The organism is Rhizobium sp. P32RR-XVIII (genome assembly GCF_012641395.1).
Taxonomy (GTDB): Bacteria; Pseudomonadota; Alphaproteobacteria; order Rhizobiales; family Rhizobiaceae; genus Rhizobium.
This window is the reverse complement of record NZ_JABAIH010000004.1, coordinates 52,685-74,713: the sequence shown is the minus strand read 5'-3', so window position 1 is coordinate 74,713 and position 22,029 is coordinate 52,685. Positions and strand designations below refer to the sequence as shown.

Genomic DNA, 22,029 nt, shown 5'->3' with positions numbered 1-22,029 from the left:
ACATGGGCGTGCTTGTGGATGTTGTTCAAGTAACAATCGCCGCAAGCGGCGTGCTGTAGCCCCACCTTCGCCAGCGCGACGAAGGGAGTGATCGCGTCATTGCATGGTGCGGACCGAGCAAATCGACAGTCATCTTTGCCCTTCCCTCTCGCGTCAACATTCTGCAATGTGGCGAGTCGGAGGAAGACAGGGGAACTCAATGTATGAATATGCCATAGCGTGGGAATGGCTGGCCTTCGCGGCGCGCTGGTTTCATGTCATTACCGCGATCGCCTGGATCGGCTCGTCCTTCTATTTCATCGCGCTCGATCTTGGCCTGGTGAAGCGTCCGCATCTTCCGCCCGGTGCCTACGGCGAAGAATGGCAGGTGCATGGCGGCGGCTTTTATCACATTCAGAAATATCTAGTGGCACCCGCCCAGATGCCCGAGCATCTGACCTGGTTCAAGTATGAGAGCTATTTTACCTGGCTCTCCGGCTTCCTGATGCTCTGCATCGTCTACTACGGCGGTGCCGATCTCTTCCTGATCGACCGCCATGTGCTGGACATCAGCCCGGTCACCGCCATCCTGATTTCGTTGGCCTCGCTTGCCGGCGGCTGGCTCGTCTATGATCTTCTCTGCAAGTCCCCGCTCGGCAAGAATACCTGGGGGCTGATGATCGTGCTCTACGCCGTGCTGGTATTCATGGCCTGGGGCTATACGCAGCTCTTCACCGGACGCGCCGCCTTCCTGCATCTCGGCGCCTTCACGGCGACGATCATGTCGGCCAATGTCTTCATGATCATCATCCCCAACCAGAAGATCGTCGTAGCCGACCTGATCGCCGGCCGCACCCCCGATGCGAAATACGGGCAGATTGCCAAGCAGCGTTCGCTGCACAACAACTATCTGACGCTGCCCGTCATTTTCTTCATGCTGTCGAACCACTATCCGCTGGCCTTCGGCACCGCATTCAACTGGGTCATCGCCGCTCTCGTCTTCCTGATGGGCGTGACCATCCGCCATTGGTTCAACACCACGCATGCGCGGAAGGGCCGCCCGACCTGGACCTGGATCGCGACCGTGATCCTCTTCATCCTCATCATGTGGCTTTCCACCGTGCCGAAGGTGCTCACCGGCGAAAGCGATACTGTCAGCGTCGCGCCCGCTTTCCAGCAATTTGCCGGCGACCCACATTTTCCGGCCGTCAAGCAGCTCATCTCGACGCGCTGCACGATGTGCCATGCCGCCGAGCCCGTCTATGAGGGTCTTGCCCGCCCACCGAACGGCGTGATCCTCGACAATGACGCGGACATCGCCGCCCATGCACGCGAAATCTATATACAGGCAGGCCGCAGCCATGCCATGCCTCCCGGCAATCTGACGGATATCACGCCGGACGAGCGCAAGCTGCTCGTCGCCTGGTTCGAAAGCGCAGTCGAAGGCAAACAGCAATGACGACGAAACTCCTGCGCGGGCGCCTGCTCTCGTTCAAGCGCGCCCCGCAAAGCCTGACCGATACGGACAGCTACAGCTACGAGACCGACGGCGGCCTGCTGATCGAAGGTGGCAAGATCGCCGCGACCGGCGGCTATGCCGACGTAATGGCCAAGGCTCCTGAGGGGACGGAGGAGATCGATCACCGCCCGCACCTGATCATGCCGGGCTTCATCGACACGCACCTGCATTTCCCGCAGATGCAGGTGATCGCCTCCTACGCCGCCGACCTGCTCGAATGGCTGAACACCTATACCTTCCCGGAAGAGTGCCGCTTCGTCGAAAGCGCGCATGCGCAGAAGATCGCCACGCGCTTTTACGATGAGCTCGTCCGCCACGGCACGACGACGGCGGTTGCCTATTGCTCCGTACACAAGACCTCCGCCGATGCTTTCTTCGCGGAGGCCATGCGCCGGAACATGTGCATGGTCGGCGGCAAGGTGATGATGGACCGCAATGCGCCGCAGGGTCTGCTCGATACCCCGGAGATGAGCTATGACGAAACGAGGCAGGTGATTGCCGACTGGCACGGCAAGGGCCGCAACCACGTCGCGATCACGCCGCGCTTTGCAATCACCTCGACGCCTGAGCAGATGGAAGCCGCAGCCACGCTTGCCCGCGAGTTTCCCGATCTGCACATCCAGACGCATCTCTCCGAAAACCACGACGAGATCAAATTCACCTGCGGCCTCTATCCGGAAGCGACCGACTACACCGATATCTACGCCCGCTACGGCCTACTCGGCGAAAAGAGCCTCTTTGGCCACTGCATTCATCTTTCGGAGCGCGAGGCGGATGCGATGAGTGAGGCGGGTTCGATTGCTGTGCACTGCCCGACGTCCAACCTCTTCCTCGGCTCCGGCCTCTTTCCGCTGAAGACACTGGCGCGCCGCCAGAAGTCTGTGCGCATCGGCGTCGCGACCGACATCGGCGGGGGCTCCAGCTATTCCATGCTGCGCACGATGGATGAGGCCTACAAGATCCAGCAGCTGCTCGGCGAACGCCTCAACCCGCTGGAGAGCTATTACTACATGACGCTCGGCAACGCGGAAGCGCTCTCGCTTGCGGACAGCATCGGCACCCTGGAGCCGGGTACAGAGGCTGACCTCGTCGTGCTCAATGCTGCGGCAACGCCTGCCATGGCGCTCAAGATGGAGGTCGTGAAGACGCTGCCGGAGGAGCTCTTCCTGCTGCAGACCATGGGCGACGACCGTGCAATCGTGGAGACTTACGTGGCTGGCGCTGCGGCGAAGACGGCGCTTTCCGCCGCATAGAGACGTCAAGGGATACGCTTCCGGTGGAACCGGTGCTTCGCTCACGAGTTGCGGCCTGCAACCCGCTGAAACGGAGTATCCTGTCATGGAGTTGTTTTTCCAGGTCCTGGCCGGGCTTCTGGCCGCCGTCGCCATGAGTTTCGCGTTGGCGCATGCGGCCGAACTGCCTGGCAAAATGCGGCTCGGCCAAGAGCAGTATTTCATCGTACAGTCGATCTATTATCCGGGTTTCACGATCGGCGGCATTTTCGAAGCCGCAAGCATCCTCGCGACCCTCGTCCTGCTGCTTCTGACCCCGGTGGAAACGACGGCATTCTGGCTCGTCGCCGGTGCGCTTGCCGCCGTCGCCGTCATGCAGCTTGTCTTCTGGCTGGTGACGCAGCCCGTGAACAAGCTCTGGCTGAAAGACGCGAAACTCTCCGGATCCGCCCGGCGCTTCTTCGAAACCGGCGCCTCGGAAATCGACCCGGCGGCGGATTGGACGGTCTTGCGCGACCGTTGGGAACGGTCGCATGTCCTTCGCGCCGTGGCGTCGATGCTGGCGCTGATCCTGCTCTTGATCGCAATCGCGCTTTGAGCCGACCGGGCGCGGGGGGCACAACTTTGGATATCCCCGGCTTCCTGTGCGCGCATCAATTGCTGTCTGCCGAAACCTTCTTCACAGACAGGACCGGCCGCTGCGGCCACCGCTTCCACAGTGATCGCCGGTTACTTGAGACATCATGCGTTGCCGGCCGGCGTTAGGTCGAGCGCCTCGATGACCCGCGTGTATGGAATTGCCGCATCTCGATTGACATTCTCGACCGTGGATGCGTCGGGCGCTTCGAAGAGACACATCGATCGCTCTTCTCCGGGAATATACATCGTCCGGATATATCGAACATCCTGACCAGTCTCAGAGAACTTCTTTGAAGACGCTATTGCGCGCTTCTGGGCGGCCGCGAGCTGGTCCATGGTGATACCTTTGAGATCCCGCTCGACTGCATATACTGGCATGACCGAACTCCCTTGATCGATTGACTGCTAAACTCCCATTCTACGCCGTACCGATTATTAGACATAACGAATTTACGCTTTGATCATCGGGGGCGTTCATCAGCCGATTTTGGACTGAGGGGCGCTCCGAGAGCGGCCTGCAGGGCATGAAATTTCTCATAACAGTTCCTTGGAAATCATGTTATGGGCGGTGGCATTCTCCAGATGTGAAAGTCTTTTGCATGGCCACTCCGCTCACGATCGCCGACCTCAAGAAAATGGCACAACGCCGCGTACCGAAGATGTTCTTCGACTATGCGGATTCCGGCGCCTGGACGGAGTCGACCTATCAGGCGAACGAGAGCGATTTTTCCAAGATCAAGCTACGCCAGCGGGTGATGGTCGACATGACCAACCGCACGCTTGAGACGACGATGATCGGCCAGAGGGTCTCGATGCCCGTGGCACTTGCCCCGACCGGCATGACCGGCATGCAGCACGCCGACGGCGAGATGCTGGCAGCGCGCGCCGCCGAAGAGGCAGGAGTTCCCTTCACGCTCTCGACCATGAGCATCTGCTCGATCGAGGACGTCGCCTCGGTCACGACGCGTCCCTTCTGGTTCCAGCTCTACGTGATGAAGGACAAGGACTTCGTCATGAACCTCATCAACCGCGCCAAGGCGGCAAAATGCTCGGCACTGGTTCTGACTGCCGACCTGCAGATCCTCGGCCAACGCCACAAGGACCTGCGCAACGGTCTGTCGGCCCCGCCGAAATTCACGCCGAAGCATATCTGGCAGATGGTGACCCGGCCCTTCTGGTGCCTCGACATGCTCAAGACGAAACACCGCACCTTCGGCAATATCGTCGGCCACGCCAAGAATGTTTCCGACCTCTCTTCGCTCTCTTCCTGGACGGCGGAACAATTCGACCCGCGGCTTTCCTGGGCCGACGTCGCCTGGATCAAGGAAAAGTGGGGCGGCCCCCTGATCATCAAGGGCATTCTGGACGTCGAAGACGCAAAGGCGGCAGCCGAAACCGGTGCCGATGCCATCATCGTCTCCAATCACGGCGGCCGTCAGCTGGATGGCGCCCCCTCCTCGATTAGCATGCTCCCGCAAATCGTCGACGCTGTCGGCCATAAGATCGAGATCCATCTCGATGGCGGCATCCGTTCCGGCCAGGACGTGCTGAAAGCCATGGCGCTCGGCGCCAAAGGCACCTATATCGGCCGCCCGTTCCTCTACGGCCTTGGCGCCATGGGCAAGGAGGGCGTAACGCTCGCTCTCGGCATCATCCGCAAGGAAATGGATATCACCATGGCGCTCTGCGGCAAGCGCGACATCAACGATGTGAATTCGTCGATCATTGCCGGACGGCAGTAACTCTACGGCATTCTGCCCGACGCCAGCGCGGCCGCCCAGTCCGGGCGGCCGCTTGCCTTTGCAAGTCGCGACATCGCCATGTGATCATAGGCGACCGTGCGAAACTCAACGGTCCACCCGGATGTGTGCTTTTCCAGGATTGCGTAACTCGCCATAGCATGGCCCGTCTCCACCTTGTGGAGATAGGGCCGGTCGTCGTTGTAAGCCGGGCAGCCGACGCTACCAGGATTGACCACAAGACGGCCGCCGGAAAGTTGCACCACACGCGGCAGATGCGTGTGGCCGCAAAGGATAAGCGGCAGGCCGATGCCTTCGGCAAATCGCTCGATGTCGACCTGCGGCCTCAGGCAGACGTGCCCGTCCGGCGTCACCGTCTCTACCCAATAGACGTCGTCGGCGGCCGGCGTTGCATGGCAGAGATAGGCTTCATCCTTGAAGACACGACTTGTCGGTAGCCGTCGCAGCCATTCGAGATGCGATGGGCCGAGTTGATCATAGGCAGCGGCGTCCGGGGCATGCATATCTTCGCGCGCCTGCGTGATCAGATAGCGGTCGTGGTTGCCGCGGACCGTCGGTATCTCGCGCGGAATAAGCAGATCGGCGGTTTTGCCTGCTTCAAGCGGACCGCTGAAACAATCACCGAGATTGACGATGTCACTGATACCTTGAGCCCCGATATCCGCAAGCACCGCCTCCAGCGCCAGAGCATTGCCATGGATATCCGCTAAAGCCGCAAAGCGCATCGTCTAGCTGCCGCGATAGGTCGAGTAGCCGTAGGGCGAGATCAAAAGCGGCACATGATAGTGCGCTCGGGAATCGGCGATGCCGAAGCGGATCGGCACAAGATCGAGAAAGGCCGGATTCGGTAGCGGCGTGCCCGATGCACGCAGATAGTCGCCCGCATGAAAAAGCAGCTCGTAGGTTCCGGCTTTGAAACTCTCGCCGGAAAGCATCGGGCCGCCGTCGATGCGGCCGTCGGCATTTGTTTCCACCGTCTTGATATGCCGGCGAACGTCGCCATCGATCTGGAAGAGGTCAATCCTCAGGCCCTGCGCGGGCTTGCCCGAGGCGGTGTCGAGAACATGGGTTGTCAGTCCGGTCATAGGGCTGGATCTCTGATGATAAAGGGTGTGTCGAAGAAATGCTCTTCGAGATTGTTGCCCGGTCCGTCACGATCGACGACGACAAACGTGCTCGGCTCGTCAAGGGCAATCAAAGGATGGTGCCAGACGTTGCGGCGATAATTCACGCCCTGCCCTCCGCTGGCGAGAAACACCTGTGGCCGGCCCGGCTTGCCGCCCTCGTCTTCGGAAACGACGACAAGGAACGGCCGATCGGCAAGAGGCGAAAAGCTCTGGCTGCCGAGCGGGTGCCGCTCCATCATGCCAATCTCATAGGGAAAGCTGCGCGGCTGGCCGCGGAAAAGGTTGACGATCACGCGCGCCCCCTCGCCTGCCGCCTCTGCCACAGCCAGCGCATGGAAGCGTTCGGTATTGCCGCCGTTGATGTAGCGCATCGTCGCGGGATCGAGCTCAATCACGTCCCCGAAAGGTGCGAAGGCGGTTTTCGTCAGGGGGTGTATGTCGAGGGAACGGGACATCGGCTATTCGCCTTGCGCGCGCCAGTGGCGGACGAGATCTAGCCTGTCCAGCAGATCGGGAACGTCGTCTTTGGCAGTGGCCCAGACCTTCTCAAGATCGATATCGAAATAGCTGTGAGCAATACGGTTTCGCATACCGCGCATTGCCCCCCAGGGAAATTCCGGATGCTCAACCTCGAATTCGGGAAAAGCCTTGATCAATTGCGCAGCAGTTTCCGATGCCATCAGAAGACTCATACCAACAGCGCGCTGCAGGATAATATCCTGCAGAAAATGTTGCTTGCTGACATTCGAAATCATCGAATGTGCATCCGCTGCGGCAGAACGAATGCGCTCCAGCATATAGGGGACGCGACTGTCGTTCATACAGGCTTGGCCTCGGAAAGAACCCGCACGCGGATCGATTCCGGGAAGTCGCCCGGCGTGAGCAGGTGGATTGGTGTGCCGATCATCATTTGCTCCAAGGCATCCTGTAGTCCGCCCAGGCTCAGCAATGTGCTGCCCGGCAGTGCGTCCACCAGAATATCCAGATCGCTGTCCGCCCGGTCCTCGCCGCGGGCCACCGAGCCGAAGACGCGCGGGTTCGCCGCGTTAAAACGCTTCGTCGCGTCGCGGATCGCCTGTCTATTCTTTTCCAGCACTTCCGACGGCTTCATCGAGGCATCACTCCTGATGCCTCGAATATAGGCGAGCCACGGTAAAGAGGAAAGAACTCACCCTTTTACCCCAAAAAGCCGCAGCCGCATGATGCCGCCGTCCGGATGCATCGCGATACGGACATGCGTCACCGGCCCGATATCGGCGATGGCGTCCGCGCCGTATTCGTGGATGTGGTCCATCTGCAGCTTGCTGCGCGGCAGGATCGGCTTCCAGCTTTCGGAAGCGGCGATCTCGGCCTCGCTCAGCGTTTCGCCAAGATTTGGCAGATGAGCGCCGAGAAGTTCGCAGTTATCGGGAAAATTGCCCTTGAAGAAGGCCGTGTCGACAATCACGCGCTTGATCGTGCCCGGATGGCCGAGACGGATGATCGCCCAGTCATGGCCCGGACCACGCCGGCGCTTGGTTTCCCAACCGTCGCCCATGTTGATGCCTCGGCCCGGCCCGAGCATCTTGTCCGGATGGCCATAGTGGGCATCCGACCAGGCGAGCGACTTCGCGCCGTTGAAGATATAGGCGAGATCAATTTCCTCCGCGCTTCCGACCTTCGACCAGTCGAAATAGGCCGAACCATAGACCCGCAGGCGCGCGACGCCGCCGTCCGGATAGATGTGCAGGCGCAGATGCGTCCAGATCTTCTGCTTGTCGGCATTTTCGAAGAAATGATGAGCGCTCGGACCAAGCGGCGACTGCGCCAGGATCTCGGTCCAGATCGTCGCATCTCCCGGATCGCCATTCTCGACGAAGGCGGCCTCGATCGAGCAATGCGGCGGATAGTTGCCCGTGAAATAGCTGGTGTCGACGTCGAAGCCGAAGATGCGGCCTGGCATGGCGAGCTTGATGATTGCCCAGTCATGGCCAGGCACACGCTTGCGCCGGCTCTCCCAGCCATCCATCCACTTGCCGTTGTCGTCATAAAGGTTGGGATCCCAGAAGGCATCCGTATCGGCCAGCATGCGTTCCAGCGGCGCGAAGAATTCGTCCGTTGCGTAAAGTCCCTTGGCGCCGAGCCGGGCGGAAGCAAGATTGATCGCGCCGGCAGCGAAGGAGGGCAAGCTGGTCGTGCTATTCTCGGTCATTCATTTCTCCAGCATGGATGTGAGGCGCAGCAGTGCGATTTTTTCGACCTGCTCCGCTGCGGTCTTGAACTCCTCGTCGCGGCTGTTGTTGATGCGCGTCTCGAAAGCCGCAAGAATATCGTCTTTGTTCAGCCCCTTCACGGCGATGATGAAGGGAAAGCCGAATTTTTTGGTATAGGCCGCGTTGAGTTCGGTGAAGCGGGCATGCTCCTCGGCGCTCAGCCGGTCGAGACCGGCGCCTGCCTGCTCCTTCTTGCTGTCCTCCGTCAGGTCGCCGGCGATCGCGAGACGCCCGGCAAGATCGGGATGGGCGCGAAGCACGCCAAGCCGCTCCTCGGGGCTCGCGGCCCTGAATATTGCGACGAGTTCTGTGTGAACCCGGTCGACGGTCAAGACATCGCTCACGAAGCCGTCGTCATAGGCGCGCTCCGCGATGAAGGGCGAATGTTCGAAGACACCGCCGAAGCGCGATACGAATTCGTCCCGCTTGATCATCAGATTGTTTCCTGCTTGTGGTGCTTGTGCCAGTGTTCAGCAATGTCGATGCGGCGCGGAATCCAGACCTTGTCGTGCTTCAGGACATATTCGATGAAACGCTTCAGGGACGCGGCGCGGCCCGGGCGGCCAACAAGGCGGCAATGCAGGCCGACTGACATCATCTTCGGGCTGCCGGCTTTGCCCTCTTCATAGAGGGTATCGAAGGCATCCTTGAGATAGGCGAAGAACTGGTCGCCGGAGTTGAAGCCTTGCGGCGTGGCGAACCGCATATCGTTGGTTTCCAGCGTGTAGGGAATGATGAGGAACGGCTTGCCGTCCACGCCCTTCACCCAATAGGGCAGGTCGTCGGCATAAGAATCTGACGAATAAAGGAAGCGGCCCTCCTCCTGCACCAGCCGCAGCGTATTGTCCGAAGGCTTGCCCTGGTACATGCCGTAGGGCCGCTCGCCGGTGATCTCGGTGTGGAGACGCACGGCTTCGAGAATGTGCTTGCGCTCGAGGTCTTCCGGAAAATCCTTGTATTCCAGCCAGCGGTAGCCGTGGCTGGCGATCTCCCAGCCGGCCTCCTTCATTGCCGCGACGGCTTCCGGATTGCGGGCCATGGCGAGCGTCACGCCGTAGACCGTCGCCTGCACCTTGAGTTCCGTGAACATCCGCCACAGCCGCCAGAAACCGGCGCGGGAGCCGTATTCATAGATCGATTCCATGTTGAGGTTGCGCTGGCCGGGCCACGGCTGCGCGCCGACGATTTCCGACAAGAGGTTCTCCGAGGCCGGATCGCCATCCAGAATCGAGCTCTCACCGCCTTCCTCGTAGTTGATGACGAACTGCACGGCCAGGTGGGCGCCGTCCGGCCATTTCGGATCGGGAATGTTGCGACCGTAGCCGACAAGATTGCGCGGATAGGTATCGGATGCCATCAGACCACCTTTTGAGAGACAGGCGAGACGGTAGCATCCGGAGATAGAATGTCGAGACGGAAATGCGAAGCCGACTTTGGGCGCTACGGCACAAGCACCGTATCTGATCAGGCGATCTTGCGCGCGCTTACCTTACCCATCGGATGCAGCGAATGAACGCGGAACGGCCCGCCGGTGCCTTCCTCGATCATCAGCGCAATGTTGGAGACAGTGATCGGCTCGGCGAGAACAGGTTCGAAGACAGAGCGGAGTGCCTGCTCGATGCGCGGCATGTCGATTGAATTGACCGGACCGGTTACCGGCATATGGAAGCGGAACTCGTCCATCACATAGGGATTGCCCCAGCGGTGCAGGTTGGCGAACTGCGCAGCCGACAACCCGTCCGGATCGCTCCGCTCGATGTCAGCCTCGGAAAGTGGGGCACGGAATCGGTCGAAATGCTGGACGACTGCCGATGCCAGATGTTGGACATGGTCACAGGGGATCGACGGGACCAGACTGTAGTAGCTGCCGAGGCGTGCGACCTCGATACACGGAATCCGGAAAGGGTGGAGGCTACCGGAGAAACGCATCAAATCGCGCATGAGTTGCGCTTCCGAGACATCGCTCGCGAGATGGAATGGAGCCTTCAACACGCCATGGAAACCGTAACGGCGCGGCACGGCCGTGTGGAAGGCAATCTCGTGGATGCCGATACCGCGGATTGCCGGAGGCTCGACCATTTCGCCTGAAAACACATTCCTGCCAAGCCAGCTCGCCGCCACATGGCTGAGCGGATCGCTCGGCGAAGGCGTAAAGCAAATGGCGTAGCGCATGCAATTTCCTCCGTTCCAGGAAGGCGTCGCGGGCGATTCCCGCGCCTTCAATGCGCAAGCAGATAGGTGATTTGCATGACAGAATAACGAAAGAGATAACTTTCTAATTCACGTTTAGCGTGAACTCGCCGTCATGTGACTCGAAAGCGCGAAGCTTTCGGGCAGCGCAAAGGGCACGGAACGGCTGGCAGCGATGTGGACGGCAGCTTCAGCCAGACGGTGTGCGAGACCGAAACTGACCTTGAAACCGCCGGTCAGCGCGATGAGTCCCGGATGCACAGGATGCTGGCCAACCATGGGATCACGGTCGATCGCCTTGGGGCGAAGACCGGCCCAACGCTCGACCACCGGGGCGTTGCGAAGCACGGGCGCCATTTCGCGCGCGGCTTCGATCAGCGCGTCGAGTTGGGCATCGGTCGAGAGCGGATCGTCGAAATTGTTCTCGCTCGTGCTGCCGATAGCGGCGTGGCCGCCCTCGTGCGCGACGATGTAAAGCCCATCGCGGAAAATGGTTGGAAAGGCCGGGTCGATATCGGCCTTCAGCATCGCCGCCTGGCCCTTGACCGGCTGGCCGAGGGGCTTGTCCAAGCCCGGCGTGAACTGCTGCAGCAGAGGAAATGACTGGTGCCCCGCCGCGATGATGCAGCGGCCGAAGCGTACCGGCTTTCCGCCGACCTCGGCAGTGCCGCGTTCCGGTTCGAGGGCTCCGACGGCCGCGTTCTCGACGATGTGTATGTGTTTTGCCTGCCGGAGAAACGCGGCAAGCGCGGCAACCAGCGCGCGGGGCGCAACGCGGGCAGCGAGCGTATCGTGAACGAAGCCGCTCTCTCCTGCGGCCGGATCGATCCAGCCGGCGACTGGCGCAGCATCCCCGACATGCCAATGGAAGCGGCGGCCGCCTTGGTGCCAATGCGTTTCGGCGTCGGCGGAATGGCGAAGCGCGATCTTGCGCAGATGCGGCTTCGGCAGCGGGATGACGCGGCCGGAACGGTGATAACCGGCGGAAAGACCGGTCGCGGCTTCGATCGCGGCGATCTCGGCTTCAAGCGAAACCAGCGCATCGAACTGGAACTGTTTCTTGGCATTCCATTTGTCCGGCATATGCGGCATCAGCGCGCCGAGCAGCCCGCCGCTCGCACCCTGCCCCAGTTCGCCTGCATCGGCGAGCAGGGTATCGATGCCAAGGCGCTCGGCATAAACCGCCGCCCACAACCCCATGATGCCGCCGCCCGCAATCAGCAGGCTGACAGACGATTGACCAGAGGAGAAGGCCGCACTATCGGCTTTATGCATGACAGAGATTGATCCCGATCAGAGTGGCAGCACGAGCCTGCCGCTCGAATGGCGCGACGGCGATATGCCCTATTCGGCTGCCTTTGGCGACCATTTTTATTGCCAGACGGATGGGCGGCTCGAATGCGGCCACGTCTTTCTGGCAGGCAACGGCCTGCCGGAACGCTGGGCCGGAAAAGACAAATTCCTGATTGGAGAACTGGGGTTCGGGACCGGGCTGAACTTCGTCGAGACATGGCGGCAATGGAAAGCACACCGCACAGACGGTCAGCATCTCGTCTTCATGTCTTTCGAGCTCTACCCGATGCGCGCTGAGGATATCGATCGCGCGCTGTCGCGCTGGCCGGAAATCGACGCCGAGCGGCAGGCGCTGACAAAAATGTGGCCGGGCGAACCACAAGGCACCGTGACGCTGGCATTGGACGGCCAGACGAGGCTGAGCGTCGTCTGCGGCTCGGCGCTCGAAGGCGTCGCAGCGGCCGAAACGGGCTTCGACGCCTGGTATCTCGACGGCTTCGCACCATCGCGAAACGGCGACATGTGGTCCGAGGATCTGATGCGGCTCGTCTTTGAAAGGACAGTTCCCGGCGGCAGCTTCGCGACCTACGCCGCGGCAGGCTTCGTCCGGCGCAATCTGATCACCGCCGGCTTTGCAGTCGAGCGGCGCAAGGGCTATGCCGGCAAGCGGGAGATGCTCTGCGGCATCAAGCTTTAAGGGCGGGACGCTCAGCGCTCCTGCCGAGCCAGAGCTGAATTTTCTCTTCCAGCAGTTCGGGGCTGACGGGCTTGGACATATAGTCGGCCATCCCAGCGGCAAGGCAGAGTTCGCGGTCGGCTTCCAGCGCGTGTGCCGTTACCCCGATGATCGGTACGCGGTGCCCCTGCCCGCGCTCGCGCTCGCGGATCGCGCGCGTCGCATCGTACGCGCTCATGACCGGCATCGTTAGGTCCATCATAATGATGCGCGGCAAATGCGTCTGCCATGCATTGACCGCTTCCTGACCGTTATTGACCACCATGAAGCTGAGACCGGTACCCTGCAGGATTTGCGTGAAGACGATCTGGCTCACCTCGTTGTCCTCGGCGACGAGTACATCGATGAACTCTGGCTCCCGAGCACTCGTATCGAGGCACGCCGGTTTGCCGACGATTCCGGAGGCCGGTCCCCGCTTCACACGGCTTGCGCGCACGACCTCGATGATCGTGCTGCGAAGAATATTGGCCGGCACCGGTTTCATATGATGCGCATGGCCGTTGATGCCCACGAATTCCTTCTCCGTGCCGGAGCTGTCCATCGAGGTCAGGAAGATGATGGGCAAGCTCTCGAAACGGGCATCGGCCATCAGGATGCGGGCAATCTCCGCGCCGTTCGGCATGTGATGGTCGAGTATGACGGCATCGACATCGACACCCATATCGCGCGCCGCTTCGAGGATCGCAATTCCGGTTCTGCCATCTTCGGCTGCCGCCCCGTCGACCCCCCAGCGCGCCAACTGCTCGCGGAGTATCTGGTGATTCACCTCGTTGCCGTCGATCACGAGTACGCGCGCTCCTCGCACATCGATGGGTAGCGGCTCGGGATCGGCGTCCATCTTCGAGACATCGGGAATGTCATTGATAATCTTCAAAAGCGCGTTGCCGGATTTGACGATGCCATGGACAAAGGCTCTCTGCTGCGGATCGAGATCGGTCTTTGCCAAAAGCCCGGCCATGCCGAGCACCTCGTTCGCGGGCCTGCGGAGTTCGTGGCTTATATGGGCAAGGAATTCGGACTTGGCGCGCTCGAGCAGAGGCTGAAGCTCGTCCTCGCGCCGTTCCAACCGGCGGCCGTTGTCAGCGAAGATACCGAGCACATAGGCTCTTTCTTCTGACGGCATGAAGCTTTCGATCTGGATGCGCGCATGCACAGTTTCCGCAGCATCGAAACAGATGGCGTTTTCTTCGGTGCCGAAGACGAGTGCGCGGCGCTCCTTGTCTTCGCGCTCCTCTTCCTCAGGGCGGTCGAGAATTTCGCGTGTGCGGTGGCCGATGAAATCCGAAATCTCCCCGCCGAAGAAACGGGCGTAGGCTTCGTTGACGGCAACGTACCGAAGTTCGCTGTTCTTGACATAAGCCGGGATTTCCAGATCTGCGATCCGGCTGCATGCCAGTTCCAGAAGGTTTCCCGCCAACATCAAAAAGCACGCACTCCCGCAAAAGACTGAAAATTCATCAGGACACCATAATCCCAGGCCGCTTAACAATGCTTTAACCATAAGGGTCGAAGCCGACGGCCGAGCAGGACAACCGACTTAAGGTTGAATCTGAACGGAAGGATCAAGGCGCCATCGCATTGATCCGGCACGATTTTCAACGCTCGGAAGCACCGGCAACTCAGCGGTGGGCCCGCGGAGACATTCGCTCTTGGGACGTTTCACGACGGCGATCCCGCCGAAAACGAAACGCAAGTATAGTCGAGAAGATTTGATTTGCGGCGCCGCTTTTTTCCATCAACTTGCCGTGATTGAAGCGGATTCTACCGTCGCTCAAAGAACAAGCGTCGTCGATGAAAGGAAACGACCATGTCCGTTCTTCATAAAATGGCGACGGGCCTGATTGCATTGACCCTGACTGCCAGCTCACTCACAACAGCAACGCCTGCACACGCCGACTCGGATGACTTCTGGGGCGGTGTCGCCGCCGGCGCCATTGGCGGCATCCTGCTCTCGACGGCAGTGCGCCCCGGATATTATCCGGCCTACGGCGGCTACGGCGGCTACGCAGGTTACGGCGGCTACGGCGGTTACGGAGTTTACGGCGGCTATGGAGGCTACTACCGTCCTTATTATTACCGGCCGTATGCGTACAATCGGCCATACTACCGGCCCTACTACAACTCCTATTATCGGCCCTATTACTACCGGCCTTATCATCGTCCTTACTATCGCTCCTACTATCGGCCTTACGGGGGCTATTACCGCAATTACGGCTATTGCGGAGTGGAGCGCCGCTACGATCATCGGTCGGACGTGTGGGTCAACGTTCGGGTCTGCCCTCGCTATTGAGGAGCAGATCTGCGTCGCGCCGCCGCCCATTGAGGCGGCGCCCGCTACACCTTTCTCTCGCGTGTCGGCTTGACTTTCAACGCAAACTAGCCCAAATGCGGCATAGCTTTCACCTTCCGGCCGCCGCGTGAGCGTGCCCCTGCCAGCAAATAGGATGCAGGAAGAAGGACAAAAGCGCATTTCATACAGGCCGCATCCCAAGACGCGGCAGAAGCGCTGGAAAGCTTTTTCCAACAAGACAAGTTCCCACTTCACGCGGGGTGCTTGACGCCAGAATGACACCGGGCCGCACTCTGCGATCCGGCGATATTGTTTTGGCGCGCCCTAAAAAGGTTATGACTTGACCAATTTTGAATCGCTTGGTGTCTCCAAGCCGATCGTCGCCACACTTTTCCAGCTCGGCATCGAAACGCCGACTCCCATCCAAGAAAAGGCGATCCCGCTTCTCCTCGAAGGCCGTGACCTCATCGGCCTCGCCCAGACCGGCACCGGCAAGACGGCCGCCTTCGGCCTGCCGCTCATCGAAAAGCTCATCCCTGAAGAACGGCGTCCGGACAATCGCACCACGCGCACGCTGATCCTCGCCCCGACCCGCGAACTGGTGAACCAGATCGCCACGAACCTGAAGAACTTCCTGCGCAAGTCGCACCTGCGCATCAACGTTGTCGTCGGCGGCGTGTCGATCAACAAGCAGCAGCTGCAGCTTGAAAAGGGCACCGACATCCTCGTTGCGACGCCCGGTCGCCTGCTCGATCTCGTCAACCGTCGTGCCATCGGCCTGACTGCCGTGCGCTACCTCGTTCTCGACGAAGCCGACCAGATGCTCGATCTCGGCTTCGTGCACGACCTGCGCAAGATCGCCAAGATGGTGCCGAAGAAGCGCCAGACCATGCTGTTCTCGGCCACCATGCCGAAGTCGATCGCCGATCTCGCCGGCGAGTACCTGACGAACCCGGTTACGGTCGAAGTCACGCCCCCGGGCAAGGCTGCCGACAAGGTCGAGCAGTACGTCCATTTCGTCAACGGCAAGAACGACAAGACGGATCTCCTGAAGAAGTCGCTCACCGAAAACCCGGATGGCCGCGCCATCGTGTTCCTGCGCACCAAGCATGGTGCGGAGAAGCTGATGAAGCACCTCGAGCACGTAGGCTATTCCGTTGCCTCCATCCACGGCAACAAGAGCCAGGGGCAGCGCGAGCGTGCCCTCAAGGCCTTCCGTGACGGCGATATCAAGACGCTGATCGCCACCGACGTTGCCGCCCGCGGCATCGACATCCCGGCTGTCAGCCACGTCTACAACTACGACCTGCCTGAAGTTGCCGAAGCCTATGTCCACCGCATCGGCCGTACGGCCCGTGCCGGCCGCGACGGCATCGCGATCGCCTTCTGCGCGCCCGACGAGTCGCGTTTGCTGCGCGACATCGAGCGCCTGATGAGCATCAACATCACCGTTGCCAGCGGTGAAGCACCGGCCAACATGAACGCGGCGCCTCGCCGCGGCAATGGCAACGGCAATGGCGGCAACCGCGGCCAGGGTCGTGGTGGTGAGGGTCGTGGCGGCGAAGGCCGTGGTGAACAGAACCGCTCCGGCGGCCGTCCGGAACGTCGTCCGCGCCGCGAAGGCGAAGGCGGCGAAGTGCGCGCCAACAACGAGGAACGTCGCGAGCGTCGTCCGCGTCCGGAGCGCCAGACCGCCCGCAACGAGGACTTCCGCGGCCAGCGTCGTGGCGAGCCCACGCCTGCCGTCGGTCCGGACAACGATCTGGCCACGACCTCGGATTTCCGCCCGGCCAACAAGCCACAGCGCACGCATCCTCACGGGAACCGCGGCAGTGGCGAGAATAATCGTCATCATCCCGGCAGTGCCCGCCAGGCCCACGGCCGCCCGGCACACAAGCACGGCGAAGATCGCGGCGCGCAGGCCCATGGCGGCGGCGAGCGCCAGGACGGCAGCGGCGGCATGCGCCGCAAAGGCCCCCGCAACGGCGGCGGCCAGCGCCGCGAACGGGCTTGAATAGAGAATTCAGAAAGAGGCCGGTATCTTCCGGCCTTTTTTTGCTTTAGGTCTGTTTGCATGGCTTTCACCGGCGGATCTCCTTGTAAGAAGGCGCGCCGGTGACATATTTAATACTATCGTGATCAGCATTGCTTTTGCGGACTGCCCTGCCGATCATAACAGTCCGCTTGCATGCCCGCGCCGGCAAGGCGACGGTTCTCATTTAGTGCCTTCGATTTCAGAGAGAGAAAGAGACAGACTTTGCGATCACCTGTAGCGACCAGCGGCCGCCGTTTTCAGCTCATTCTCCTCAAGCCGTCGCACTATGACGACGACGGCTACGTGATCCGCTGGTGGCGGGCGATGATTCCCTCGAACTCGTTGGCGGCTCTTTTTGGTATTGCCGCAGACTGCGCGGAGCGCGAAGTGCTCGGCCCGGACGTCGCCATCGACATCAAGGTGATCGACGAAACCAATACCCGCGTGAATATTCCCGAGCTGCTGGCGTTGCTGAAGAAGCACGGCAATTTCGGTATGGTCGCACTGGTCGGCGTTCAGTCGAACCAGTATCCGCGAGCCCTCGACATCGCCCGCCCGTTTCGCGCGGCAGGCATTCCTGTTTCGATGGGCGGCTTTCATGTCTCCGGTTGCCTTTCCATGCTTGATGGCAAGGCGGTCGAACTCGACGCCTGCCGCGAGATGGGCATTTCGATGTTCGCCGGTGAGGCCGAAGGGAGGCTCGACAAGGTTTTGCATGACGCGGCCTATGGCGAACTTGAGCCGGTCTACAATTTCATGAATGACCTTCCGGGAATCGGCGGTACGCCGGTGCCCTTCCTGCCGAAGAAAAATATCGAACACACCCTCGGTCTCAGCAGCAGCTTCGATGCAGGCCGCGGCTGCCCCTACCAGTGCTCATTCTGCACCATCATCAATGTGCAGGGCCGCAAATCGCGCTTCCGGTCGGCCGACGACATCGAGAAGCTGGTGCGTATGAACTGGGCGCAGGGCATCCACAAATTCTTCATCACCGACGACAATTTCGCCCGCAACAAGGACTGGGAAGTCATCTTCGACAGGCTGATCGAGCTTAAGGAAAGAGACGGCATCCCGCTTGGCCTGATGATCCAGGTCGATACGCTCTGCCACAAGATCCCGAATTTCATCGAGAAGTCGAAGCGCGCCGGCGTCACGCGTGTCTTCATCGGTCTGGAAAACGTCAATCCGGACAACCTGACGGCCGCCAAGAAGAACCAGAACAAGATCACCGAATACCGAAAGATGCTGCTGGCCTGGAAGGCGCAAGGCATCATGACGCTGGCCGGCTATATCCTCGGCTTCCCGTCTGACACGCCGGAAACCATTCGCCGCGACATTCAGATCATTCAGCACGAACTGCCGCTGGATGTCATCGAGTTCTTCGTCCTGACGCCGCTGCCCGGCTCAGAGGACCACCAGACGCTTTGGCGCAAGGGCGTCGAAATGGACGCCGACCTGAACACCTATGACGTCGAGCATGTCTGCACTGCCCACGAAAAGATGAGCAGACAGGAATGGGAAAGCATCTATCTCGAGGCCTGGTCGCTCTATTACTCGCCGGAACATGTGAAGACGCTGCTCCGCCGCGCCGTTGCAACGGGCGTTCCGCTTGCAAGCCTCGTCAAGGTTCTGGTGTCCTTTGCAACGACCGTGCCGCTGGAGAAGGTGCACCCCCTGCAAAGCGGCCTGCTGCGGCTGAAGCATCCGTCGGAGCGACGTCCAGGCTTGCCACGGCCGCACCCTCTCGTCTTCTGGCCGCATTTCGTGTGGGAAACCGTGGCCAAGCACGTTAAGCTGGCCGGCGTTATCCTGCGCATGAGCGCCGCCGCCTTTTTCATCAAAAGGGATCCGGCCTCAAAGAGCTACATGGATCAGGCATTGACTCCGGTCGATGACGGCGAGGAAGAGAAGCTGGATCTGTTCACCAAGACAGCCGGCGGTGCCGCGGCTGTCACGCATGTGAGAAAGATTCACCAACTGACCCATGCCGACCCGGCAGCCTGACTAAGCGGTAGATTCATTACGCCTGGCACCAGATGCGGGCTGCGACGAGCTTGACGGCGGCGAGGTCGTTCGCCGGTCCTTGTCGTAGCGCGTGGCGATGCCACAGGATGCCGTTCAAAACCCGACGGTCATCGACACGCGGCACGCCGCGAGGCTTGTTGGGCAGCGGCGGAGTAATGATCGACCATTCCCGGTCGATCATTTCGTAACGGCGTCGCGTCATCAAAGGTCTCCCCGTCAAGCACCCTTGGATCAGTCGCGCTATCAATTGCCAACGACATTTGTGATTATACGGCCTAGCGCAAGCCCGCTATATTAACCGCCCGCGGTCTGCCCTGATCGGTTGCGCAAGGCGCAAGCCAATTCCGAGTTCGGCGGCGCGTGCCATCCCACGGGAACCGGCGGCTTCGAGACCAAAGCGGTCGACAGGAGGCAAACATGAGCTTGGACAACACCCCACACCCCCCGGTCAAACATTGCGCCGACACGGTGAACGCGAGGTACATCCACGGTAGACCGGAGCACGAGTTGGTTCCGTCGCGCTATGCGCTGAAGGTCGGCACGATTGACGTAATGGTGGTCAGCGATGGGGTACTATCGCTACCAGGCGCGATGTTGGGCCACAACGTCGACCCGGCTGTCCGGGCGGCCTGGCTGGAGGACATGTTCCTGCCGCCGGACGTGCTCGAGTGGGCGCTGAACGCGGTCGTGGTGCGCAGCGGCGGCCGGACCATCCTCATCGACGCTGGGATCGGGGGCGAGTTCCCGGATTTGCCGCGGGCCGGGCAGTGGGGCCAGCGACTGGAGGCGGCGGGCATCGATCTCGCATCCGTGACCGACGTGGTGCTCACCCACCTGCACATGGACCACATTGGCGGGCTGCTCGCCGATGGGGTGAAGGAGCGGCTGCGTCCGGACCTGCGGGTCCACGTGGCGACCGCCGAGGCCGAGTTCTGGGAGTCGCCCGATTTCTCCCGCGTCTCCATGCCGCCCGGGTTCCCCGACGCGCTTCGGCGGACGGGCAAGCGATTCTTGAAAGAATACCACAGCCAGTTGCGGACGTTCGAGAACGACCACGAGGTGGCGCCGGGGGTGCTCGTCCAACGCACCGGCGGCCACACCCCCGGGCACAGCGTGGTCCGCCTGGCGTCCGGCGGCGACCGGCTGACGTTCGCCGGAGACGCCGTGTTCCAGGTAGGGTTCGAGCACCCCGACTGGTACAACGGTTTCGAACACGATCCCGAGGAGGCGGCCCGCGTCCGGGTCCGTCTTCTGCGGGAGCTGGCGGCGAACCGTGAGTCGCTGGTGGCCACTCACTTGTCGTTCCCGTCCGTCTGCCATGTGGCGGTCGCCGGCGACGTTTTTCGTTGGGTACCGGGCCCGTGGGAGTACTGACCGCTTGTCGGGTTAGGCCCGAACTGGACGACCGCATGCGTTTGAACGAAACGGATGACCGACGGTAGGGAGGCAATCATCATGGACGTATATGAGGCAGTCACAAGCCGACGGTCGATGCGCGGATTCAAAGACGAGCCAGTGTCGAGGGAGGTGCTTGAGCGCGTGCTGACCGCCGCAGCTTGGGCGCCGTCCGGATCGAACATCCAGCCGTGGAACACCTACGTGCTGACCGGCGCGCCGCTGGTCGAGCTCAAGACGTGCGCCGTCGAGCGCGTGGCCCACGGCGACCCCTGGGACGAGCGGCAGTACGAGATGTACCCGTCCGTGCTGAAGTCGCCGTACGCGGACCGCCGATCCGCCTTCGGCAAGGAGCGCTACAGCGCTCTCGGCATTGCGCGCGAGGACTGGGAGGCGCGCCAGCGGGCAGCCATCGCCAACTGGAACTGTTTCGGCGCGCCAGCGGCCCTGTTCTGCTACATCGACCGCGACCTGGGCCGGCCCCAATGGGCCGACGTCGGCATGTATCTGCAGACCATCATGCTGCTGCTCCGCGCCGAAGGGCTGCACAGTTGCCCGCAGATGGCGTGGTCGCAGGTTCGCGAGACAGTCGCGGAGGTCCTGTCACCCCCGGACGGGCTCATCCTCTTCTGCGGCATGTCGATCGGGTACGAGGACCCCACGGTAAGTTACCCCCGGACGGGCCGCGTCCCGCTCGACGAGACGGTCACGTTCGTCGGCGATTAGTTACTTGCGCCCGGAGGACAAGAGACTCCTTCCATGATTCTTGCGCATGATAACGTCCTTTTTGCCGGAGGTGGCGTCCGACCGGCACGCTAGATACGAAAGCGACGATCATGCCACGAGTTATCAGAATAGGGTGCACCGGTTCATCGCCACCGCACTGAATGTTACTCTACCGGCATGAGAACCGGAGCGTCCTTGTTCTTAAGCAGCACCACGATAAACTTCGCCGGTTCAGTCGTGCTCGCATTGCGGCTGACCAAGTGAATGTCGGAAGGACCTTCGTAGAAGGTCTGTCCCGGCGACAAGGTGACTTCTTTTTCTCCCTTGACCTGCATCACGATCGAGCCCTCCAGAACATAGACGAAAGCATTTGCGTCATGTTTGTGAATAGGATCGGAACCTCCTGGCCCATACTCGACCGATATCATCAGCCCCTCCTTGCCAGGATAATTTGGGAGGTCCTTTTTTATGAGTGGTGTGACGGTTGCAGCGTTGTCCGCGGCCACCGCCAAAGTGCCAAGGAGGCTGACTGTTGCTGACACAAAGAGCGTTAACAAAGCTGAATTCATTGTCGTAATCCCTCTGCTTGTTGAATGCGGATGTGGGTTTGCATGAATGCATTTCGAGGTCGAAAACTCCCGAGCAAAAGATCACTTGGCCCAGTTGTTTGATGCCTTGGACTTACTTCGGCTGCTAGGACTGTCGAAACCGCTATTCAGCGCGTGCTCTAAAACGCATATTCGTCATCATCGATGCTATCGGAGCCGTCGACCGCCAGGACAAGCGCGATGTCCGAGCAGCGCCTGCCTGAGCCGCCGTGCAGGCTCATCG

At 60.9% G+C, this 22,029-nt stretch carries 23 protein-coding genes and 1 pseudogene; 10 read left to right on the top strand and 14 right to left on the bottom strand.

Annotated elements, in window-relative coordinates; translation table 11 throughout:
• The first annotated feature begins 199 nt into the window (after nucleotides 1-199).
• The 3 genes from puuD to HGP14_RS13520 all read left to right on the top strand — a co-directional run bounded on the left by puuD (nucleotide 200) and on the right by HGP14_RS13520 (nucleotide 3,328).
• Nucleotides 200-1,438 carry a urate hydroxylase PuuD gene (puuD, locus tag HGP14_RS13530; RefSeq protein WP_168830386.1) on the top strand — a complete coding sequence of 413 codons (1,239 nt, stop codon included), beginning with the start codon at nucleotides 200-202 and terminating at the stop codon, nucleotides 1,436-1,438.
• On the top strand, nucleotides 1,435-2,751 hold the full coding sequence (gene guaD, locus HGP14_RS13525) for a guanine deaminase (protein ID WP_168830385.1): 1,317 nt from the start codon (nucleotides 1,435-1,437) through the stop codon (nucleotides 2,749-2,751). The genes puuD and guaD overlap by 4 nt, the downstream gene beginning before the upstream one ends.
• 85 nt (nucleotides 2,752-2,836) lie before the next feature.
• Nucleotides 2,837-3,328: an anthrone oxygenase family protein gene (locus HGP14_RS13520; RefSeq protein WP_168830384.1), complete on the top strand. Its 492-nt coding sequence runs from the start codon at nucleotides 2,837-2,839 to the stop codon at nucleotides 3,326-3,328.
• A 143-nt stretch (nucleotides 3,329-3,471) separates the two neighbouring features.
• Here HGP14_RS13520 and HGP14_RS13515 read toward each other — a convergent pair whose 3' ends face one another.
• Complete coding sequence (locus tag HGP14_RS13515) at nucleotides 3,472-3,747, bottom strand: DUF4242 domain-containing protein (protein WP_168830383.1); 276 nt, start codon at nucleotides 3,745-3,747, stop codon at nucleotides 3,472-3,474.
• Nucleotides 3,748-3,968: 221 nt separating this feature from the next.
• Here HGP14_RS13515 and HGP14_RS13510 point away from each other — a divergent pair, with 221 nt between their 5' ends.
• Nucleotides 3,969-5,111 carry an alpha-hydroxy acid oxidase gene (locus tag HGP14_RS13510; RefSeq protein WP_168830382.1) on the top strand — a complete coding sequence of 381 codons (1,143 nt, stop codon included), beginning with the start codon at nucleotides 3,969-3,971 and terminating at the stop codon, nucleotides 5,109-5,111.
• Between the two features lie 2 nt (nucleotides 5,112-5,113).
• On the opposite strand, the gene HGP14_RS13505 is transcribed toward HGP14_RS13510, so the two are convergent.
• The 10 genes from HGP14_RS13505 to HGP14_RS13460 form a co-directional block, all read right to left on the bottom strand.
• Nucleotides 5,114-5,854, bottom strand: a complete 741-nt coding sequence (locus HGP14_RS13505; protein WP_168830381.1) for a metallophosphoesterase — start codon at nucleotides 5,852-5,854, stop codon at nucleotides 5,114-5,116.
• A gap of 3 nt (nucleotides 5,855-5,857) precedes the next feature.
• Nucleotides 5,858-6,214 carry a hydroxyisourate hydrolase gene (uraH, locus tag HGP14_RS13500; protein ID WP_168830380.1) on the bottom strand — a complete coding sequence of 119 codons (357 nt, stop codon included), beginning with the start codon at nucleotides 6,212-6,214 and terminating at the stop codon, nucleotides 5,858-5,860.
• Nucleotides 6,211-6,711 carry an ureidoglycolate lyase gene (locus tag HGP14_RS13495; protein ID WP_168830379.1) on the bottom strand — a complete coding sequence of 167 codons (501 nt, stop codon included), beginning with the start codon at nucleotides 6,709-6,711 and terminating at the stop codon, nucleotides 6,211-6,213. The genes uraH and HGP14_RS13495 overlap by 4 nt, the downstream gene beginning before the upstream one ends.
• Nucleotides 6,712-6,714: 3 nt before the next feature.
• Nucleotides 6,715-7,053 carry a DUF86 domain-containing protein gene (locus tag HGP14_RS13490; protein ID WP_246704458.1) on the bottom strand — a complete coding sequence of 113 codons (339 nt, stop codon included), beginning with the start codon at nucleotides 7,051-7,053 and terminating at the stop codon, nucleotides 6,715-6,717.
• 20 nt (nucleotides 7,054-7,073) lie between these two features.
• Entirely contained in the window at nucleotides 7,074-7,367 is a 294-nt protein-coding gene (locus HGP14_RS13485; RefSeq protein ID WP_168830377.1) for a nucleotidyltransferase family protein, read from the bottom strand.
• Nucleotides 7,368-7,424: 57 nt separating this feature from the next.
• Nucleotides 7,425-8,447: an allantoicase gene (alc, locus tag HGP14_RS13480; protein WP_168830376.1), complete on the bottom strand. Its 1,023-nt coding sequence runs from the start codon at nucleotides 8,445-8,447 to the stop codon at nucleotides 7,425-7,427.
• Nucleotides 8,448-8,942, bottom strand: coding sequence for a 2-oxo-4-hydroxy-4-carboxy-5-ureidoimidazoline decarboxylase (uraD, locus tag HGP14_RS13475; protein WP_168830375.1), 495 nt, complete (start codon nucleotides 8,940-8,942; stop codon nucleotides 8,448-8,450).
• A complete protein-coding gene (gene puuE, locus HGP14_RS13470; protein WP_168830374.1) occupies nucleotides 8,942-9,865 on the bottom strand; it encodes an allantoinase PuuE in 924 nt (307 codons plus the stop codon). Before puuE ends, uraD begins: the two co-directional genes overlap by 1 nt.
• A gap of 107 nt (nucleotides 9,866-9,972) precedes the next feature.
• Nucleotides 9,973-10,680 carry a DUF1045 domain-containing protein gene (locus tag HGP14_RS13465; protein WP_168830373.1) on the bottom strand — a complete coding sequence of 236 codons (708 nt, stop codon included), beginning with the start codon at nucleotides 10,678-10,680 and terminating at the stop codon, nucleotides 9,973-9,975.
• A gap of 114 nt (nucleotides 10,681-10,794) precedes the next feature.
• A complete protein-coding gene (locus tag HGP14_RS13460; RefSeq protein WP_168830372.1) occupies nucleotides 10,795-11,973 on the bottom strand; it encodes an FAD-binding oxidoreductase in 1,179 nt (392 codons plus the stop codon).
• Between HGP14_RS13460 and mnmD the strand changes: the two genes are divergently transcribed.
• Entirely contained in the window at nucleotides 11,972-12,688 is a 717-nt protein-coding gene (gene mnmD / locus HGP14_RS13455) for a tRNA (5-methylaminomethyl-2-thiouridine)(34)-methyltransferase MnmD (RefSeq protein WP_168830371.1), read from the top strand. The genes HGP14_RS13460 and mnmD overlap by 2 nt on opposite strands.
• On the opposite strand, the gene HGP14_RS13450 is transcribed toward mnmD, so the two are convergent.
• On the bottom strand, nucleotides 12,678-14,147 hold the full coding sequence (locus HGP14_RS13450) for a response regulator (protein ID WP_409527076.1): 1,470 nt from the start codon (nucleotides 14,145-14,147) through the stop codon (nucleotides 12,678-12,680). The genes mnmD and HGP14_RS13450 overlap by 11 nt on opposite strands.
• A gap of 387 nt (nucleotides 14,148-14,534) precedes the next feature.
• On the opposite strand from HGP14_RS13450, the gene HGP14_RS36670 reads away from it, so the two are divergent.
• The 3 genes from HGP14_RS36670 (at nucleotide 14,535) to HGP14_RS13435 (ending at nucleotide 19,056) form a co-directional block, all read left to right on the top strand.
• The gene (locus tag HGP14_RS36670) at nucleotides 14,535-15,017 is read left to right on the top strand and encodes a hypothetical protein (RefSeq protein ID WP_246704457.1); all 483 of its coding nucleotides are present in this window, start codon (nucleotides 14,535-14,537) and stop codon (nucleotides 15,015-15,017) included.
• Nucleotides 15,018-15,357: 340 nt separating this feature from the next.
• Entirely contained in the window at nucleotides 15,358-17,031 is a 1,674-nt protein-coding gene (locus HGP14_RS13440; RefSeq protein WP_168830369.1) for a DEAD/DEAH box helicase, read from the top strand.
• A 243-nt stretch (nucleotides 17,032-17,274) separates the two neighbouring features.
• On the top strand, nucleotides 17,275-19,056 hold the full coding sequence (locus HGP14_RS13435) for a B12-binding domain-containing radical SAM protein (RefSeq protein ID WP_246704456.1): 1,782 nt from the start codon (nucleotides 17,275-17,277) through the stop codon (nucleotides 19,054-19,056).
• Between the two features lie 100 nt (nucleotides 19,057-19,156).
• Here the strand turns inward: HGP14_RS13435 and HGP14_RS13430 are convergent.
• Nucleotides 19,157-19,279, bottom strand: a pseudogene (locus tag HGP14_RS13430) (IS5/IS1182 family transposase); the annotation flags it as partial.
• Nucleotides 19,280-19,494: 215 nt separating this feature from the next.
• Here HGP14_RS13430 and HGP14_RS13425 point away from each other — a divergent pair.
• Together HGP14_RS13425 and HGP14_RS13420 are read left to right on the top strand one after the other, a co-directional pair.
• The gene (locus HGP14_RS13425) at nucleotides 19,495-20,451 is read left to right on the top strand and encodes an MBL fold metallo-hydrolase (protein ID WP_168830367.1); all 957 of its coding nucleotides are present in this window, start codon (nucleotides 19,495-19,497) and stop codon (nucleotides 20,449-20,451) included.
• Nucleotides 20,452-20,532: 81 nt separating this feature from the next.
• Nucleotides 20,533-21,198, top strand: coding sequence for a nitroreductase (locus HGP14_RS13420; protein ID WP_168830366.1), 666 nt, complete (start codon nucleotides 20,533-20,535; stop codon nucleotides 21,196-21,198).
• Between the two features lie 164 nt (nucleotides 21,199-21,362).
• Here HGP14_RS13420 and HGP14_RS13415 read toward each other — a convergent pair whose 3' ends face one another.
• On the bottom strand, nucleotides 21,363-21,767 hold the full coding sequence (locus HGP14_RS13415; protein WP_205927163.1) for a cupin domain-containing protein: 405 nt from the start codon (nucleotides 21,765-21,767) through the stop codon (nucleotides 21,363-21,365).
• Nucleotides 21,768-22,029: the final 262 nt, after the last annotated feature.